The organism is Sphingomonas sp. MMS24-J45, assembly GCF_044881195.1.
GTDB lineage: Bacteria > Pseudomonadota > Alphaproteobacteria > Sphingomonadales > Sphingomonadaceae > Sphingomonas.
This window is the reverse complement of sequence record NZ_CP173255.1, coordinates 381,389-396,153: the sequence shown is the minus strand read 5'-3', so window position 1 is coordinate 396,153 and position 14,765 is coordinate 381,389. Positions and strand designations below refer to the sequence as shown.

Here is a 14,765-nt window from a genome sequence, read left to right as displayed (position 1 = left end):
GCCGATTTTCGCATCAAAACGTCAGCCTGACGTCGAAGCCGGGCGGCGCGTTGCAGCAACAATTCGGTCGGCCACGGCGATGACGACCACGGAAAGACCAAAGAGCGGTAGCAGCACCCCAAGGACGATGAGCGCGGCGATAGCGCCCCGGGACGGCCTGTCGCCGACCCGTGGCGGGGCGCCGAGTGCGCCGCGCGGACGACGTTTCAGCCACATCAGCACGCCCAGGATGCTGATCGCGATCAGGGCAAGCGCCGTCGCGACCCCGATCAGTTGATTGGCGAGGCCAAACAGCTGCCCTTCGTGCCAGGCGACGCCGGTGTTCACGACCCGATCAACGATATGCTGATCGGCAAAACCGCTGCGGCCGGTTTCCACGCCGGTCGCCGGATCGTAACTGACGCGTCGGGCGAGCCAGCGGTTCTGCGCTTCCGATTTTACGGTCCACACGTTGGCCGTCGGGCCACCGAACTTCTGCATCGCGCGCGGCGGCAGGATCAGGACCGGGAATGCCATGTGCTGGGCTTCGGCCTTTGCAACGAAGGTCGAGAGCGGCAGGCCGTTCGGAGCGACGATCGCGGCCGTCGCCATTTCAGGCATTGCGCCGTGGTGGCGGACATGACCGCCATCGGTACCGATCTTCCAGTCCTGCGGTCCCTTGATCAGGCCAAGCTCTGTTCGCGCCCATTTGAACGCGCCGCCCCACGCACCCGCCCAAGGCAAACCGCTGGCGAGCATCACCAGCACCAGTCCGGCGATCCAGAAGCCGGTGACGCGGTGCACATCCTTGAGCAAGGGACGCCCGCGCAAGCCCAGTCGGGGCCACACCGTCCCGGCCAGCCGGAACGGGCGCGGCCACCACAGATAGAGGCCGGACAGCAGCATCACGATCGTCCAGCTTGCCGCGAGTTCGACCAGCCGATCGCCCCACGGCCCGATCAGCAGCGATCCGTGGATGCGCGACACCACCGCCGCGATCCGCGTATCGGGGTCGAGGCTGCCGAGCACCATGCCTTGCGGTGACACGTAGATTTCGCGCTTCGACCCATCGCCGCGCAACAGCTGGATCATCGCCGCATCGCCGGGGGCGCGCGGCAGGCGATATTGATTGAAGCGTGCGCCGGGATTGGCCGCCAGTGCGGCGGCCAATTGCTGATCAGGCGACACCGCGTTCTGTGTGCCAAGCCCCAGATACGCGCGCTCCTCCCAGCGATCGATCTGCGGTTTGAACAGATAGATCGATCCGGTGACCGACAGGATCAGGATGAACGGCAGCACGAACAGGCCAGCATAGAAATGCCAGCGCCAGACTGTCGGGTAAAGGCTCGGCGCGCTCAAAACGTCAACCTCACGTCGGCGGCGAAGCTGCGCTGCGGGAAGGGGTGGAAGAGGAAGTATTTGGCGTTGTTGACGTTATCGACGCCGATGCCGAACTCCATATGCTCGGCCGCGCGGATCTGCGCGCGCAGATCGACGACGAAATATTTGTAGAAGCCTTGGTACGTATTGCCGATCACGTCGCTGTTATCGAGCGTCCCGTAATTGCGGCTGGCGTAGCGCGCGGCGGCGGTCAGCGCGACGGTGTCCACGGGTCGCCAGGTAGCGACGGCGCTTGCCTTCCAGTGCGGCACGCTCGGCAGCAGCTTGCCGATCGCCGCGGGGAGGATCGCATTTTTCGTGGTGATCGCATCGGCATAGGTCACGCTGCCCGACAGATCGACCCGCGGCACGACATTCTTGCGGACGACGTACAGCTCGACACCGCGGGCGCGGGTTTCATCGACATTCTGGACGTAGGTGCCGACCTGAACCGGCGTCACCGCCAGCGGTCCGGTCTGCGAGATCAGCGCGTCCTTTACCACTTCGTTGAACAGCGATACGCGGACGCTGCCGTGGCTGTCATGCTGCTCCAGCGCCAATTCGAGTGACCGTGCGCGTTCTGGGCGGAGGGTCGGGTTGGGCACCGACGCGACCGGCGTGGTGACGATCTGGTAGAGTTCGCCGACGGTCGGGAAGCGCCAGGCCTGGCCGAACGACAACCGGGCGGTCAGGTGATCGTAGATCGCATAGGCAAGCGCGGCCTTGGGCGAGAATTTGGCGCTGCTGAGCGTCGGTTGATTGACCGGGCCGATCGCCGGCGATTGCGAGAAGTTGACGCCGCCGTACGCCCGCCACCATTCGTAGCGGCCGCCAAGGGTCAGCGTCAGCGGCGGCAGGATGCGCCACGCATCCTGCGCCCACAGCGCCAAGGTGCGAGTCTTGCCGCTGCCTTGCAGGTTGAGCGTGCCTTTGGGCCCGCTGACCCAATCGGCGGTGTTATAGCGGTTGCTGTTGAGCGCGTACCAATCGGCATGGGCGCCGAAGCTGACGGTATGCGTCGCCGCCGCATCCGAGCGCCACGCACCCTTGGCGTCGAGCGTCTTCCAGCCGGTTCCGGCGAGATCGGTGAGGAAGCCCGCACCGCCCGTCTGTCCGGCGGGCAGTGCCGTGTTCGAGACGCGTTGCTGGTCCTTGTCGACGTCATAGAGCGTGCCGATTACTTGCCAGTCGACGCGGCTGCTGGTGCCGTTCAGGGACAAGTTGTGCGACCATTGCCGCTGCTCGGTGCGATAGATGCTGCCGGAAAAGGTGCTGGCGGCGAGCGTGTAGGCGCGACCATCATTGTTGACCCTGCCAGCATAGACCGGCGTGCCTGCCGCAGGATTGGTGAGATAGCTTTCGACCGTGGAATCGGTCGTGTTCAGGAACAGGCTGCCGACATAGGTCAGGCGCAACGCCGAGGAGAGATCAAGCGCGGCCTTGATCTTGAAACGGTCCTGCACCTGATGTTCGAACCCGGTCGCGCCGAGCACGCGGATCGCGCCGCCAGTGCGGTTCAGATCGTTGAAGCCGCCGGTGGTGGGGGTACCGGTGGTGCTGGTCGCGGTCGGGCGCGTCGCGGTTGCGAAGCCTATCGGCTGGCCGCTGCTGTCGACATGGTCGACGCTCGCGAAGACGGCCAGCGGCCCGAACCGGTCGCCGATCGTGCCACCGAGTTGATAGCTCGGCAGCGTCCGGTGCGTGTCGTACAGGTCATACTGTTGAATCGTGGTACCGGCGACCAGCGTGCCCTCGAACTGGTCGGGCAGGCGCGTGGTGATGTTGACGACCGCACCGATCGAATTGCCGGCATAGGCCGCCGAGAACGGACCATAGAGCACGTCGATCCGTGCAATTTCTTCGGTCGACACCAGGTTCCAGCGCGGGCTGGCCGAGGTATTGTTGTTGCCGATCAGCGCCGAGAGTAGCGCGCCATCGGCATAGATCAGGCTGCGCGCGCTGGCACCGAGGCCCGAGGTGCGCGTGGCGAGCGGGGCCTGACTGTCCCCGATGTGGCGTTTGCGCACGACGAGGCTGGGGAGGTACTTCAGCGTATCCTCGACGTTACGCGCGTTGATCGTCGTCGCGATCGTGGCGGCATCGACCGATGCCTTGGAGGCGGGCGCGTTCTCGATAGTTTGCGTGCGGCGTTGCGCGGTGACCAGGATGTCCTCCTGATCGGGGTTCGCGGCCGGTGCAGCGATGTCGTCGGCATAAGCGGCATAAGGCGCGGCGGCCGATGCCAGCAGCGCGAACGCGCGCACGGCGGCGCGCGTGGTGGTGATCTTCATGAAATGGGCTTTCGTCTGACGGGAAGGAAAAGGCGTCAGGCGAAGGCGGGTGGTCCCGTTTTGGGCGGCGGCGGGGCGGCAAGGCCGAGACCGGGGCGGGCGAAGAGGTGGAGCGGGGCCGGAGCGTTGGCGCGGTCTGGCTCGCCGGCAATCGGATAGGCGTCGCCGGGAAGATCGATCGCGAGGCTCGCGGCGGCGAAGGCGCAGGGGTGATCGGCGGTCTTGCCGTCCTGATCACGCTGGTCGCTGCGATGTTGCGCCGCCACCGCAGCGGCGGCGATCGGGGTTATCGCTTGGGCGCCCGAACCCGAGCACAGCACGAGCGCGCGCGATCCATCGGCGCCGGTGCCCCACATAAACCCCTGCGGCACGACGATGCGGACCGCGAGCACGCATAGCAGCAGCACGATCATCGCGGCGCGGGCCGGGATCAGGGAGCGGAAACGCGCCATCGCGGCCCACTACCGCCTCATCGCTCTTTGCTCAACCCCGCACCGATCCGGGTGGAAACGTTCCGTTTCGCAGTCGTTACTTGCTGCATCGCACCATTTTGGATTATAGCGCTACCATGCCTACCGCTTCTGCACCCTCCGGCCCCGTTCCCACCGTCTTCGAGGCGATCGTCCGCAAGCGGTGCCTGCGCGCGACCTATAACCGCACCGACATCACGCTTGCGCCGCACATCATCTACACCCGGCACGACGATCTGTTCGTCGATGGCGTGGTGCTGGAGCGCGATGGCAAGCCGCCCAAGGAGCTGAAGCTTGGCACGTTCAAGCTGGCCGGGCTCAACGGCGTCGGGCTGACCGAGCGCGATTTCGCGGCCAACCCGCTATTTGCGGCGAACGATCCGAAATATGGCGACGCCGCGCTGATGGCGGTCGAGGCTTAGGCCAGACGCCGCCGTACTGCCGCGATCGTCAGTACCGCCACCATCGCGACCGTGGCACCCGCCAGCATATCCGCCAGATAGTGCGTCCCCTCGACCGGGGTTGCCAGCAGCATCGCGCTGGTCAGCGCCAGCACCGGCCAGCGGAGCCGCGCGATCGGCCAGGCGGTGGCAATGTAGACGACGCCGCTGGCGGTGTGGAAGCTCGGCACCGAGACGAGCCCGCGCAAGGCACCGAGATCGACGACATAGGGATTGCCCGTCCGCAGCAGCGGGAAGAGGTCTGCCTCGTACAGCGCGCTTTCGGGCATGTACGAAATCGGGCCGTGCCATAGCGTCGCGAACGGGCCGATCGCGGGCATGACGCGGAACAGCAGCAGCGTGATCACCGCGGCAAGCCAGAAGGTGGCGATGAAGCCGCGGGCCGCGGCCCGACGATCCGACCACGCGCAATAGCCCACGATCAGCGCCGGGGTGACATAGATGCTCTGATAGGCCGCCGTACCGAGCAGTTGCAGCGAGCGATGCGCCGCCACCGTCTGATACCAGGCGACCCAATCGAAATGCAGCGCGGCATCGACCGATTGCAGCAGTGGATCGATCGACCCGTGCGTATCCGCCGCGAGCGGATAGGTCGCGGTCGCGCCGAGCAGCGAAATGCCCATGAACGCGCCGACCAACTCGCTCAGATCCCGCGCTACGCGCTGTGCCGCGCTGCGCGGGGTGCGGAACACGTAGCGCGTCACGCCGAACAGCAGGAGCGCGCCGGCAAAGCCCCAGGTGACGGGTGAGCGCGGGTCGATCGACATGCGCGCATCGAACATCAGGGCGGCGACGCAGAGGAAACTGAGCGCCAGGCCGAGCGCGATCCAGTGCCCGGCGATCAGCCCGCGCTGCGCGGTGCTGCCGGGGTAGGGCGGGGCCTGGAGGGCGAAGAGGGAAGTAGTCGGGATCGACACGCGAATACGCCTGAAAATGCAGACGATAGCCATCGCCGACGGTTAAAGGTCCGTAGCGGACCGTTACCCTTCATGCCGTGAAGATATTGTGACGTCCAGATTACATTTGACCCATCACATTTTTGGATGAGGCCGGGCACAGCGCCAACGCATCATGCCCGGCCTTGTTCCTTAGCGGTAGCAGACCGTTACACGACGGTGATGCTGCCACTCGACGCGGCAATTGCGACCGCGATTGTTCCAGCCGTAATGCCGTCCGCGGTCCCAGCCGTAATGGCGGCCGTGGTCGCGATAGTCGCGGCGATCATACCGTCTGTCGTCGCGACGATCATCGCGGCGATCATAGCGCTGGTCATAGCCGCGTCCGCCGCGGTAATCCTGCGCCGAGGCGGCGGTAGAGGTGACGCCGAGACCGGCGACCATGAGCCCGGCGGCGATGAGATGGGTGAACTTCATGTCTTCATCCTTCCGGCCCGGTGATCGGGCTTGAGGATGGAATACGCCTGTAATTCGCGATGGTTGCTGAATGCGATCGTAGGGTTAGGTACAGGTTGGGGCGAGGGCGTCTAAAGGGCAATCCCGAAGCGCGGCGCGAGCGCGACCATCAGCGCGTAAAGACCGATCGTCAGCGCACAGCCGAGCCCCAGCGACGGCCAGAAGCCCCATCCGGCGCGCAGCAAGGCCGGAATCACCAGGAACATCGGCAGCGAGGGGGGGACGTACCAGAAGGTCGCTTGAACATGCGCCGCCATGTTCGTCGCGTCGGGCTTGTCGTTCCATAGCCAGATCATGCCGAGCACCGACACCAGCGGCAGCGAGGCTACCAGCGCACCGAAGCCGGGATAGCGCTTCGCAAGCGTGGAGGCGACCGCGATGAGCATGCCGGAGATCAGCGCTTTAAGGGCCAGATAGAGCATGGCCTCGCTATGCGCCGGTGGGGCGGGAGACGCCAGAGGGGCGTGTTGTGGCGCGGTAGTTGAGGGGAAAGTTAGGCGTAAACGCTTGTTCTGTGCACGCGGAGGGGCGGTGTCGTACGCCCGGGCCGGTTGACGATCGTTCGGCGAGAGGGTCCGACCCCAAACTCCCCTGAGGGGAAAGGGAGTTTTCACCCCACCGTAACAAAGCTATCCATCACCCGCTTCCGCCCGGCAGTCTCGAAATCGATTTCCAGCTTGTTGCCCTCGATCTCTGCAATCAGGCCGTAGCCGAACTTCTGGTGGAAGACGCGCAGGCCCACCGACACGTCGATGCGGCCGGCATTGCCGATGCTGACGGCGGGGGCGTTGGATTCGCGGACGCGGCTGGGTTCGCGGCTGAAGGTGCGGCTGGTGTAGCTGCCGCCGGGCTTGGATGGGTCGATCCCCGCCGCGCGTTGCCAGCCGGGGCCGCGGCCGGTGCCGCGGGCGACGTCGGCGAAGGGGTCGGCGCGTTCGGACCAATTGGCGCGCCACAGGCTCTCGCCGCCGGCCATGCTCGACTCCGACTCGATATGCTCGGGCGGCAGTTCGCCGACGAAGCGGCTCGGGATGCTGCTGGTCCACTGGCCGTAGATGCGGCGGTTGGCGGCGTGGAGGATGGTCGCGCGGCGGCGCGCGCGGGTGATCGCGACATAGGCGAGGCGGCGTTCTTCCTCCAGGCTGTTGGTGCCGCCTTCGTCGATTGCGCGTTGCGAGGGGAATAGCCCTTCCTCCCAGCCGACCAGGAACACCGTGTCATACTCCAGGCCCTTGGCGGCGTGGATCGTCATGATCGTGACCTTGGGTTCCTCGGCGGCGGCTTCATTGTCCATCACCAGGCTGACGTGTTCGAGGAATGCGCCGAGGCTCTCATATTCCTCCATCGCGCGAACGAGTTCGGTGAGGTTTTCGAGGCGCCCGGCCGCTTCGACCGATTTCTCGGCCTGCAGCGCGCCGGTATAGCCGCTTTCGTCCAGGATGATGCGGGCGAGGTCGGCGTGGGGAATCTCGGTCGCCTGCGCGCGCCACCGCGCCATGTCGATCACGAGATTGCCGAGCGATTTGCGGGCGGCACCGGTGAGCTCGTCGGTGTCGAGGATGCGCGCGGCAGCGGTGACCAGCGGCACGCCCTGCGCACGGGCGAGCTGATGCACGCGCGACACGGCCTTGTCGCCGAGCCCGCGCTTGGGCACGTTGACGATGCGATCGAACGCGAGGTCGTCGGCGGGTTGCGCGACGACGCGGAGATAGGCCAGCGCGTCGCGGATTTCGGCGCGTTCGTAGAAGCGAAAACCCCCGACGATGCGGTAGTTGATGCCGGTCGCGATGAAGCGGTCTTCGAACTCGCGCGTCTGATGCTGCGCGCGTACGAGGATGGCGATGTCGTCGAGGGACTTGCCGGCCCTTTGCGCCGCATCGATTTCCTCGCCGACGCGGCGTGCCTCCTCGGGCCCGTCCCACACGCCGAGCACCTTGACCTTCTCGCCCGCGTCGAGCTCGGTCCACAATTGCTTGCCGAGGCGGCCGCTATTGTTGGCGATGACGCCCGAGGCGGCGCCGAGGATGTGCGGGGTGGAGCGGTAATTCTGCTCTAACCGGATGACCTTTGCACCGGGGAAATCGCGTTCGAATTTCAGGATATTCTCGACCTGCGCGCCGCGCCAGGAATAGATCGACTGGTCGTCGTCGCCGACGCAGGCGATGTTCTTGCGCTCCTGCGCTAAAAGGCGGAGCCAGAGGTATTGGACGCTGTTGGTGTCCTGATATTCGTCCACCATGATGTATTTGAAGCGGCGCTGATAGTCGGCCAGCACGTCGCGATCGCGCTTCAGGATGACGAGCATGTGCAGCAGCAGGTCGCCGAAATCGCAGGCGTTGAGCGCGATCAGCCGCGCCTGATAGGCGGCATAGAGTTCCTGCCCACGGCCGTTGGCGTAGAGTTCGGACTCGCCTGCGTCGATGTCGCCGGGCGTGAGGCCCTTGTTCTTCCACCCGTCGATCAGTCCCGCGAGTTGGCGGGCGGGCCAGCGTTTCTCATCGAGGTCGGCGGCCTGGATGAGTTGCTTCAGCAGGCGCAGCTGATCGTCGGTATCGAGGATGGTGAAATTGCTCTGCAGCCCGACCAGTTCGGCGTGGCGGCGCAGCATCTTCGCGCCGATCGCGTGGAAGGTGCCGAGCCACGGCATCCCCTCCACCACATCGCCGACCAGCCGCCCGACGCGGTGGCGCATCTCGCGCGCGGCCTTGTTGGTGAAGGTGACGCTGAGGATCTCGCTCGGCCACGCCTTCCGAGTGTTGAGCAGGTGCGCGAGGCGCGCGGTGAGCGCGGCGGTCTTGCCCGTGCCAGCGCCCGCCAGAACCAGCACCGGGCCTTCGGTGGTTAGCACGGCCTCCCGCTGTTGCGGGTTGAGCCCGCGCAGATAGGCGGGTTCGTCGGCGGAAAGCGGGCTGTGGGGCGCGGGGAGACTCATGCGCGAACAGGTAGGGAACGGCGCGGACGAGGGCAAGCATTGCTACGCGGGCGCGGGTCGGGCAGCATGGTCGAACAACGAACGGGGAGCAGGCGATGATCCGCAGATTCGGACTGGCAGCGGCGTCGCTCGCCTTGATCGCCGCCGCGCCGCAGAAAATCGACATGGCGGCGCGCATCCTCCCGCCTGCCGCCCAGCCGGGCAAGGCGGTCGAGCCGTTCGTGACCGTGCCGCGCGGCAAGATCGCGCTGACGCATGTGCGGGTGATCGACGGCACCGGCGCTCCCGCGGTGGCCGATCGCACCGTGTTGATCGACGGAGAGCGGATCGTCGCGGTGCGGGCGGGCGGTGAGGCGGTGCCCGTGGGCTATCGCACGATCGATCTTTCCGGGCGGACCATGTTGCCTGGCATCGTCGGGATGCACGACCACCAATATTATATCGCGCGCCCGAACCTACAGCCGAACGGCCATAGCGATAGCCCGGTGATGGTGCCGCAAATGACCTTCTCCTCGCCGCGGCTGTATCTGGCGATGGGGGTGACGACGCTGCGCACGGCGGGCAGCGTGGAGCCCTATACCGATCTCAACATGAAGCGACAGATCGATGCGGGCGTGCTGCCGGGGCCGCATATGGACGTCACCGGCCCGTATCTGGAAGGGCCGGGCAGCCCGTTCATCCAGATGCACCAATTGCGCGATGCTGCCGATGCCACGCGCATGGTGGACTATTGGGCGGACCAGGGCGTGACCTCGTTCAAGGCCTATATGAACATCACGCGCGCGCAGTTGCAGGCGGCGATCACCGCGGCCCACGCACGCGGCATCAAGGTGACGGGGCATCTGTGTTCGGTCACCTATCCCGAGGCGGCGGCGCTCGGGATCGACGATCTGGAGCATGGCTTCTTCGTGAATACCCAGCTCGACCCCGGCAAGGCCCCCGACGTCTGCCCGTCGAGCGGTGGCGATCCGACGCTGGCGGCGATGACGACGGGCGGGCCGGAGGCGACGGCGCTGATCCGCACGCTGGTCGACCGGAAGGTCGCGGTGACCTCCACGCTGCCGGTGTTCGAAACCGATTCGCCGAGATATCGCGTGCTGCCGCAGCGCATCCTCGACCTGATGACGCCGGAAGCGCGGACGGACTATCTCTATTTGTTCCAGCGACTCGCCAGCGCGAACCCCGAGCGGCGCGCGGAGGGGGCGAAGCTCTACGCCAATGCGGTCGCGCTGGAGCGGCAATTCGTCGCGGCAGGCGGGTTGCTGCTTGCCGGGCCTGATCCGACCGGGGCTGGCAACGTCCTGCCGGGGTTCGGCGATCTGCGCGCGATCGAATTGCTGGTCGACGGCGGTTTCTCGCCGGTCGAGGCGATCAAGATCGCGACGCTGAATGGTGCGAGCTACCTTGGCCTCGCATCGCGGATCGGGTCGATCGCACCGGGCAAGAATGCCGACCTGATCGTGGTCGCCGGGGACCCCTCGGCAAAGATCGCCGACATCACCAATGTCGAGACGGTGTTCAAGGACGGCGTCGGATACGATTCGGCGAAGCTGCTCGGGTCGGTGCGCGGCCGCTACGGCGCTTATTGATTTGTCGTCTGCTTCCAAAGATTTATGATCGACAGGCCAGTCGAGCCGTCACACAAGTGTCGCGCGACGGCGGTAGTCGGTATGTGTGTGTGGAGGCGTACTATGATCGGTCGGCGCGAAGTGGTTGCGGCAATCGCGGGCGGTGTCGCACTGCCGGGAATGGCCATGGGCGCGGAACCGCGCGTATTCACCTCGCGCATTGCCGTCGAGAACGAGCGGCTCATCATGGCGGTGATGATCGGGGCGAATGGCCCGTACACTTTCATGATCGACACCGGCACCTATCTCAGCCTGATTCGGCCCGATCTGGCCAAGACGCTGAAACTGCAGGCGCGCGCGACCGAGCGGTCGCAAGGCGTGGGCGGGAGCGACACCTATACGCTGTATCTGGCGCAGGACGTGCTGATGGGCGGCGGCTTGCGGCAGCGCGACGTGATGTTCTCCGACGCGTTCAAGTTTGGCTATAATTCCGGTATTTACGGCGCGCTGGCAGCAGGGATGGTCACCGCGATCGACACCGATGTCGATTTCGATGCGGGCGAGATGCGCTTCTATCCCGATGGCCGTGGCGACCGGCCTGGTTTCGTCGCGATCGATTCATCGATCCCGATCAGCGGCGGGCCGACGGCGGGTTCGCGGCGGATCAGCGCGACGGTGCTGCTGGACGGGCGGCCGATCCGCTGCGTGCTCGACACCGGATCGCCGAGTCCATTGCTCCTCAACAACGAGGCGGCGCGGCGGCTCGGGCTCTGGAACGCGACCACGCCGTTTGCGCCGACGCGGCCGAATGGGATCGGCGGGGCCGCACCGCTCGCGCGGATCGTGCGGACGCAGTCGATCGAAATGGGGGGCGCGAAGCAGGATCGTCCGCTGGTGACCTTGCTCGGCAATAACGTGAGCGGCGAGTTCGACGGAATTCTGGGCCTGTCGTTCCTTCGGCGCTTCAACCTGTCGGTCGATACGCATGGGCGAAAGCTGTGGGTGAAGCCGAGCGCGCAGACGGTGCCGCCGCAGCGTTATGGCCTGTCGGGGCTATGGATCGACCGCGAGCGCAATCGCATCGAGGTGAAGGCCGTCGGCACCAACAGCCCGGCGGCGCTGGCGGGCGTGGCGGTGGGTGACGTTCTGATCGATATGCCGTGGGAAGCCGCGCTGGGGATGATCAACGGTGCACCGGGCAAGGCGGTGACGCTGGTGCTGGAGCGCGACGGGGCGCGGCGCACGGTCAGCTATACGCTCGCGCCATACCTCTGAGCGACGAGATTCTGCATCAGGGCGATATAGCGGCCTGATGCATGTTCGATCGTGAAGCGCGTAGCGGCAGCACGGCGGGCGGCGACGATTTCCGCAGGTTCCTGCGACGCCACCGCGTTCATCGCCGCGCCCAGCGCCGCTGCATCGCCGACCGGGACCAAGCTGCCGAGCGTACCGTGGCCGAGCAGATCGGCCATGCTGACGCAGCAATCGGTCGCGACGATCGGCAGCCCGGCGGCAAGTGCTTCGATCACCACGGCTGGCACGCCTTCGAAATCGGAGGACAGGACGAAGGCGTCGGCTTGCCCCAGCCAGATGTCGAGCGGGTCGGTATGGCCGGGCAGCGAAACACGGTCGGCGATGCCGAGCCGGGCGGCCTGCGCCTCTAGCCCGGCGCGTTCGGGGCCTTCGCCGAGAATGCGCAAGCAATCATCCGGCTGCGCGATTCGCGCGAAGGCATCGAGCAGCAGCGGGAAATTCTTCTGCGGGGCGAGGCGTCCGATCGCCAGAAAATGGCGGCCCGTATGCTCGCGCCGCGCGGTATCGCGGACTCGCGCCAGCCGGGCGAGATCGGCATCGGACAGCGCCGGATCCTCGATCACGCTGATGCGGTCGTCCGGCACGCCCACCAGCGTCGCGATTTCGCCGCGCGTTGCCGGGGCCATGCCGACGAAATGATCGATATAGCGGCCCTGAAGGCGCAACCAGCGACGGTAGAAAAATCGTACCAGCCACGGCATGTCCGGGCGAACGAGATCGTTGCTGATCTTGGCGAGAATTGGCGGGCAGGCGCGGCCCATCGCGAGGCGCAACAGCACGGCGGGGGCAGTGTAGGTGTTGCCAGCGCAGAACAGCAGATCGACGCCGCCCCCGGTGATGATCGCGGGGAGGCCGCGCACCAGGGCGATCAGCCGGGCGAGCGTGCTGCTGCGTGGCGTGGGCGCAACTTGCGCGACGGCGTCCAAGGCAAAGGGCGGGGCAATCCGCGCATCCGCCATCACCAGGCGCGCGTCGATTCCCCCTGCACGCCAGGCCCGATGCAGGCGTGCAGCGACGCGTTCGACGCCGCCCGGGGCAAAGCTGTAAAGAAACGTCAGGACGCGCAACGGGGTCGGTAACTCTGCCAATAGAGTGGGTGCCGGGATCGGCCGGGTGGCGGGTTCCGCGACCATGCCTCAGGCTGTGACGATTTCAACCCGAATTCCCGATTTCGCGCGTTGCGCACGCACATCTCGCTTCGATTGTCGGCGCAACTGCGAGCGGCTAATGGGCGGTCCGTGGCCGTGACGCGACGCGCCGGTCATCAAAGTGCAACATAAACGGGGCATGTGCGCTTACGCCATGGCAACGACTTTTTCTGCGCTCCCGGAAGCGGTTGAGCGCCCGTCTGGCGGGCCCCGGCTCGACCAACGAATCCACCCGGCGAGCCGCTGGATCTTCCTGACCATTCTTGCGGCGGGACTTGGCTTTGCCGGGTACAGCATCGTTACGGACACGGCGCAGGTAGGTGAGGGGCTGGCGCTCGGGACTTTGGCGTTCCTCGGGCTGGCGCTGATGATCGCGCTTGGCTTCGAATTCGTGAACGGCTTTCACGACACCGCCAATGCGGTTGCGACGGTCATCTACACCAATTCCATGTCGGCCCCGCTCGCGGTGGTGTGGTCGGGCTTCTTCAATTTCCTCGGCGTGATGCTGTCGAGCGGGGCGGTCGCCTATTCGATCATCACGCTGCTGCCGGTCGATCTGATCCTGCACGTCGGCAGCAATGCCGGTTTCGCGATGATCTTCGCGCTGCTGCTGGCGGCGGTGATCTGGAACCTCGGCACGTGGTTCGTGGGGCTGCCCAATTCGTCGAGCCATGCGCTGATCGGCTCGATCCTCGGCGTCGGTTTCGCCAATCAATTGCTGTCGAGCGGTGCCGGTGGCACCTCGGGCGTCGATTGGAGCCAGGCGACCAAGATCCTGACCGGGCTGTGGATGGCGCCGCTGATCGGTTTCGGTGCGTCGTTCCTGCTGCTGCGCGTGATGAAGGCGATGCTGCGCAATCCGGTGCTGTACGCGCCGCCCGCCGCCGATGCCCCGCCGCCGCGCGGCATTCGCGCGCTGCTCGTCTTCACCTGCACCGCCGTCAGCTTCGCGCATGGTGGCAATGACGGGCAGAAGGGCATGGGGCTGATCATGCTGATCCTGATCGGCTGCGCGCCGACTGCCTATGCGCTGAACCGCACGATGCCCGAAAGCGCGACCCCGGCGTTCGTATCGAGCGTGAATGCAGCGGGTGCCGCCTTCGCCGCGCACGCCGCGCCCGAGCCGGTCGATCTCGCCGCATCGCGGGCGGTGCTGACGGCCGCCTTGCAGACGCGCCATGCCGATACGCCGCAAGTCTATGGCGCGGTCAATGCGCTGTCGCGCGATGTTGCTCAGCGGATCGGTGCTTACGGGTCGCTCGACAAGGTGCCTGCGGCCGCGACGCCCAATTTGCGCAACGACATGTATCTGCTGCTCGACAGCGCGCGGCTGGCGACCAAGGACAAGGAAAAGGCCGCCAGGACCTTCAGCGAGGGCGAACTCGCGTCGATCAAGGCGTATCAGAGCAACCTCGAAAAGGGCACGCGCTACATCCCGCTGTGGGTGAAGATCACCGTCGCGCTGGCGCTTGGGCTCGGCACGATGGTCGGGTGGCGGCGGATCGTCGTCACGGTTGGTGAGAAGATCGGCAAGACGCACATGACCTATGGCATGGGCGCCTCGGCCGAGCTGGTCGCTGCGGCCACGATCCTGGGGGCGGAGTTCGGCGGCCTGCCGGTGTCGACGACGCACATCCTGTCGTCGGGCGTGGCGGGTGCCTCGGTTGCGAGCGGGGCGGGGCTGCAGCCGCGCACGATTGGTTCCATGGCGCTGGCATGGGTGCTGACGCTGCCCGCCGCGATGGCGCTTGCCGGTGGGCTCTACTGGCTGTTCCTGACGTTGAGCCGCACGGTCGGGGCGGGCTGACAT

Annotated in this window: 12 protein-coding genes; 4 read left to right on the top strand and 8 right to left on the bottom strand. The window is 66.2% G+C overall.

All coding sequences use genetic code 11. From position 1 onward, the window contains the following. Positions 1-21: 21 nt before the first annotated feature. The 3 genes from AB5I39_RS02060 to AB5I39_RS02050 are packed head-to-tail and all read right to left on the bottom strand — an operon-like array spanning position 22 to position 4,102. A complete protein-coding gene (locus AB5I39_RS02060) occupies positions 22-1,338 on the bottom strand; it encodes a PepSY-associated TM helix domain-containing protein (RefSeq protein WP_404370486.1) in 1,317 nt (438 codons plus the stop codon). After that, complete coding sequence (locus tag AB5I39_RS02055) at positions 1,335-3,650, bottom strand: TonB-dependent receptor (RefSeq protein ID WP_404370483.1); 2,316 nt, start codon at positions 3,648-3,650, stop codon at positions 1,335-1,337. Before AB5I39_RS02055 ends, AB5I39_RS02060 begins: the two co-directional genes overlap by 4 nt. 35 nt (positions 3,651-3,685) lie before the next feature. Further along, positions 3,686-4,102: a hypothetical protein gene (locus AB5I39_RS02050; protein WP_404370480.1), complete on the bottom strand. Its 417-nt coding sequence runs from the start codon at positions 4,100-4,102 to the stop codon at positions 3,686-3,688. A 116-nt stretch (positions 4,103-4,218) separates the two neighbouring features. Between AB5I39_RS02050 and AB5I39_RS02045 the strand changes: the two genes are divergently transcribed. After that, positions 4,219-4,542: a hypothetical protein gene (locus AB5I39_RS02045; protein ID WP_404370477.1), complete on the top strand. Its 324-nt coding sequence runs from the start codon at positions 4,219-4,221 to the stop codon at positions 4,540-4,542. On the opposite strand, the gene AB5I39_RS02040 is transcribed toward AB5I39_RS02045, so the two are convergent. From AB5I39_RS02040 to AB5I39_RS02025, 4 genes are all read right to left on the bottom strand, one after another. Further along, a complete protein-coding gene (locus AB5I39_RS02040; RefSeq protein ID WP_404370474.1) occupies positions 4,539-5,498 on the bottom strand; it encodes a phosphatase PAP2 family protein in 960 nt (319 codons plus the stop codon). The genes AB5I39_RS02045 and AB5I39_RS02040 overlap by 4 nt on opposite strands. A 171-nt stretch (positions 5,499-5,669) precedes the next feature. Beyond that, positions 5,670-5,954, bottom strand: a complete 285-nt coding sequence (locus AB5I39_RS02035) for a hypothetical protein (RefSeq protein WP_404370471.1) — start codon at positions 5,952-5,954, stop codon at positions 5,670-5,672. 110 nt (positions 5,955-6,064) lie between these two features. Then, the gene (locus AB5I39_RS02030; protein ID WP_404370468.1) at positions 6,065-6,415 is read right to left on the bottom strand and encodes a DUF3147 family protein; all 351 of its coding nucleotides are present in this window, start codon (positions 6,413-6,415) and stop codon (positions 6,065-6,067) included. A 188-nt stretch (positions 6,416-6,603) separates the two neighbouring features. Beyond that, positions 6,604-8,925, bottom strand: a complete 2,322-nt coding sequence (locus tag AB5I39_RS02025; RefSeq protein WP_404370465.1) for an ATP-dependent helicase — start codon at positions 8,923-8,925, stop codon at positions 6,604-6,606. Positions 8,926-9,020: 95 nt separating this feature from the next. Here AB5I39_RS02025 and AB5I39_RS02020 point away from each other — a divergent pair, with 95 nt between their 5' ends. Both AB5I39_RS02020 and AB5I39_RS02015 read left to right on the top strand, forming a co-directional pair. Further along, complete coding sequence (locus AB5I39_RS02020) at positions 9,021-10,514, top strand: amidohydrolase family protein (protein ID WP_404370462.1); 1,494 nt, start codon at positions 9,021-9,023, stop codon at positions 10,512-10,514. Positions 10,515-10,616: 102 nt separating this feature from the next. Further along, positions 10,617-11,768 carry an aspartyl protease family protein gene (locus AB5I39_RS02015; RefSeq protein ID WP_404370459.1) on the top strand — a complete coding sequence of 384 codons (1,152 nt, stop codon included), beginning with the start codon at positions 10,617-10,619 and terminating at the stop codon, positions 11,766-11,768. Here the strand turns inward: AB5I39_RS02015 and AB5I39_RS02010 are convergent. Then, a complete protein-coding gene (locus tag AB5I39_RS02010; protein WP_404370456.1) occupies positions 11,744-12,940 on the bottom strand; it encodes a glycosyltransferase in 1,197 nt (398 codons plus the stop codon). The genes AB5I39_RS02015 and AB5I39_RS02010 overlap by 25 nt on opposite strands. A 169-nt stretch (positions 12,941-13,109) precedes the next feature. Between AB5I39_RS02010 and AB5I39_RS02005 the strand changes: the two genes are divergently transcribed. Next, the gene (locus AB5I39_RS02005; protein ID WP_404370453.1) at positions 13,110-14,762 is read left to right on the top strand and encodes an inorganic phosphate transporter; all 1,653 of its coding nucleotides are present in this window, start codon (positions 13,110-13,112) and stop codon (positions 14,760-14,762) included. The last annotated feature ends 3 nt before the right edge of the window (positions 14,763-14,765 follow it).

Excerpts from the sequence above, each read along its gene's own strand:
- AB5I39_RS02030 (WP_404370468.1), bottom strand. The coding sequence starts at position 6,415 with ATGCTCTATCTGGCCCTTAAAGCGCTGATCTCCGGCATGCTCATCGCG.
- AB5I39_RS02010 (WP_404370456.1), bottom strand. The coding sequence starts at position 12,940 with ATGGTCGCGGAACCCGCCACCCGGCCGATCCCGGCACCCACTCTATTG.
- AB5I39_RS02055 (WP_404370483.1), bottom strand. The coding sequence starts at position 3,650 with ATGAAGATCACCACCACGCGCGCCGCCGTGCGCGCGTTCGCGCTGCTG.
- AB5I39_RS02020 (WP_404370462.1), top strand. The coding sequence starts at position 9,021 with ATGATCCGCAGATTCGGACTGGCAGCGGCGTCGCTCGCCTTGATCGCC.
- AB5I39_RS02035 (WP_404370471.1), bottom strand. The coding sequence starts at position 5,954 with ATGAAGTTCACCCATCTCATCGCCGCCGGGCTCATGGTCGCCGGTCTC.
- AB5I39_RS02015 (WP_404370459.1), top strand. The coding sequence starts at position 10,617 with ATGATCGGTCGGCGCGAAGTGGTTGCGGCAATCGCGGGCGGTGTCGCA.
- AB5I39_RS02050 (WP_404370480.1), bottom strand. The coding sequence starts at position 4,102 with ATGGCGCGTTTCCGCTCCCTGATCCCGGCCCGCGCCGCGATGATCGTG.
- AB5I39_RS02005 (WP_404370453.1), top strand. The coding sequence starts at position 13,110 with ATGGCAACGACTTTTTCTGCGCTCCCGGAAGCGGTTGAGCGCCCGTCT.
- AB5I39_RS02045 (WP_404370477.1), top strand. The coding sequence starts at position 4,219 with ATGCCTACCGCTTCTGCACCCTCCGGCCCCGTTCCCACCGTCTTCGAG.
- AB5I39_RS02025 (WP_404370465.1), bottom strand. The coding sequence starts at position 8,925 with ATGAGTCTCCCCGCGCCCCACAGCCCGCTTTCCGCCGACGAACCCGCC.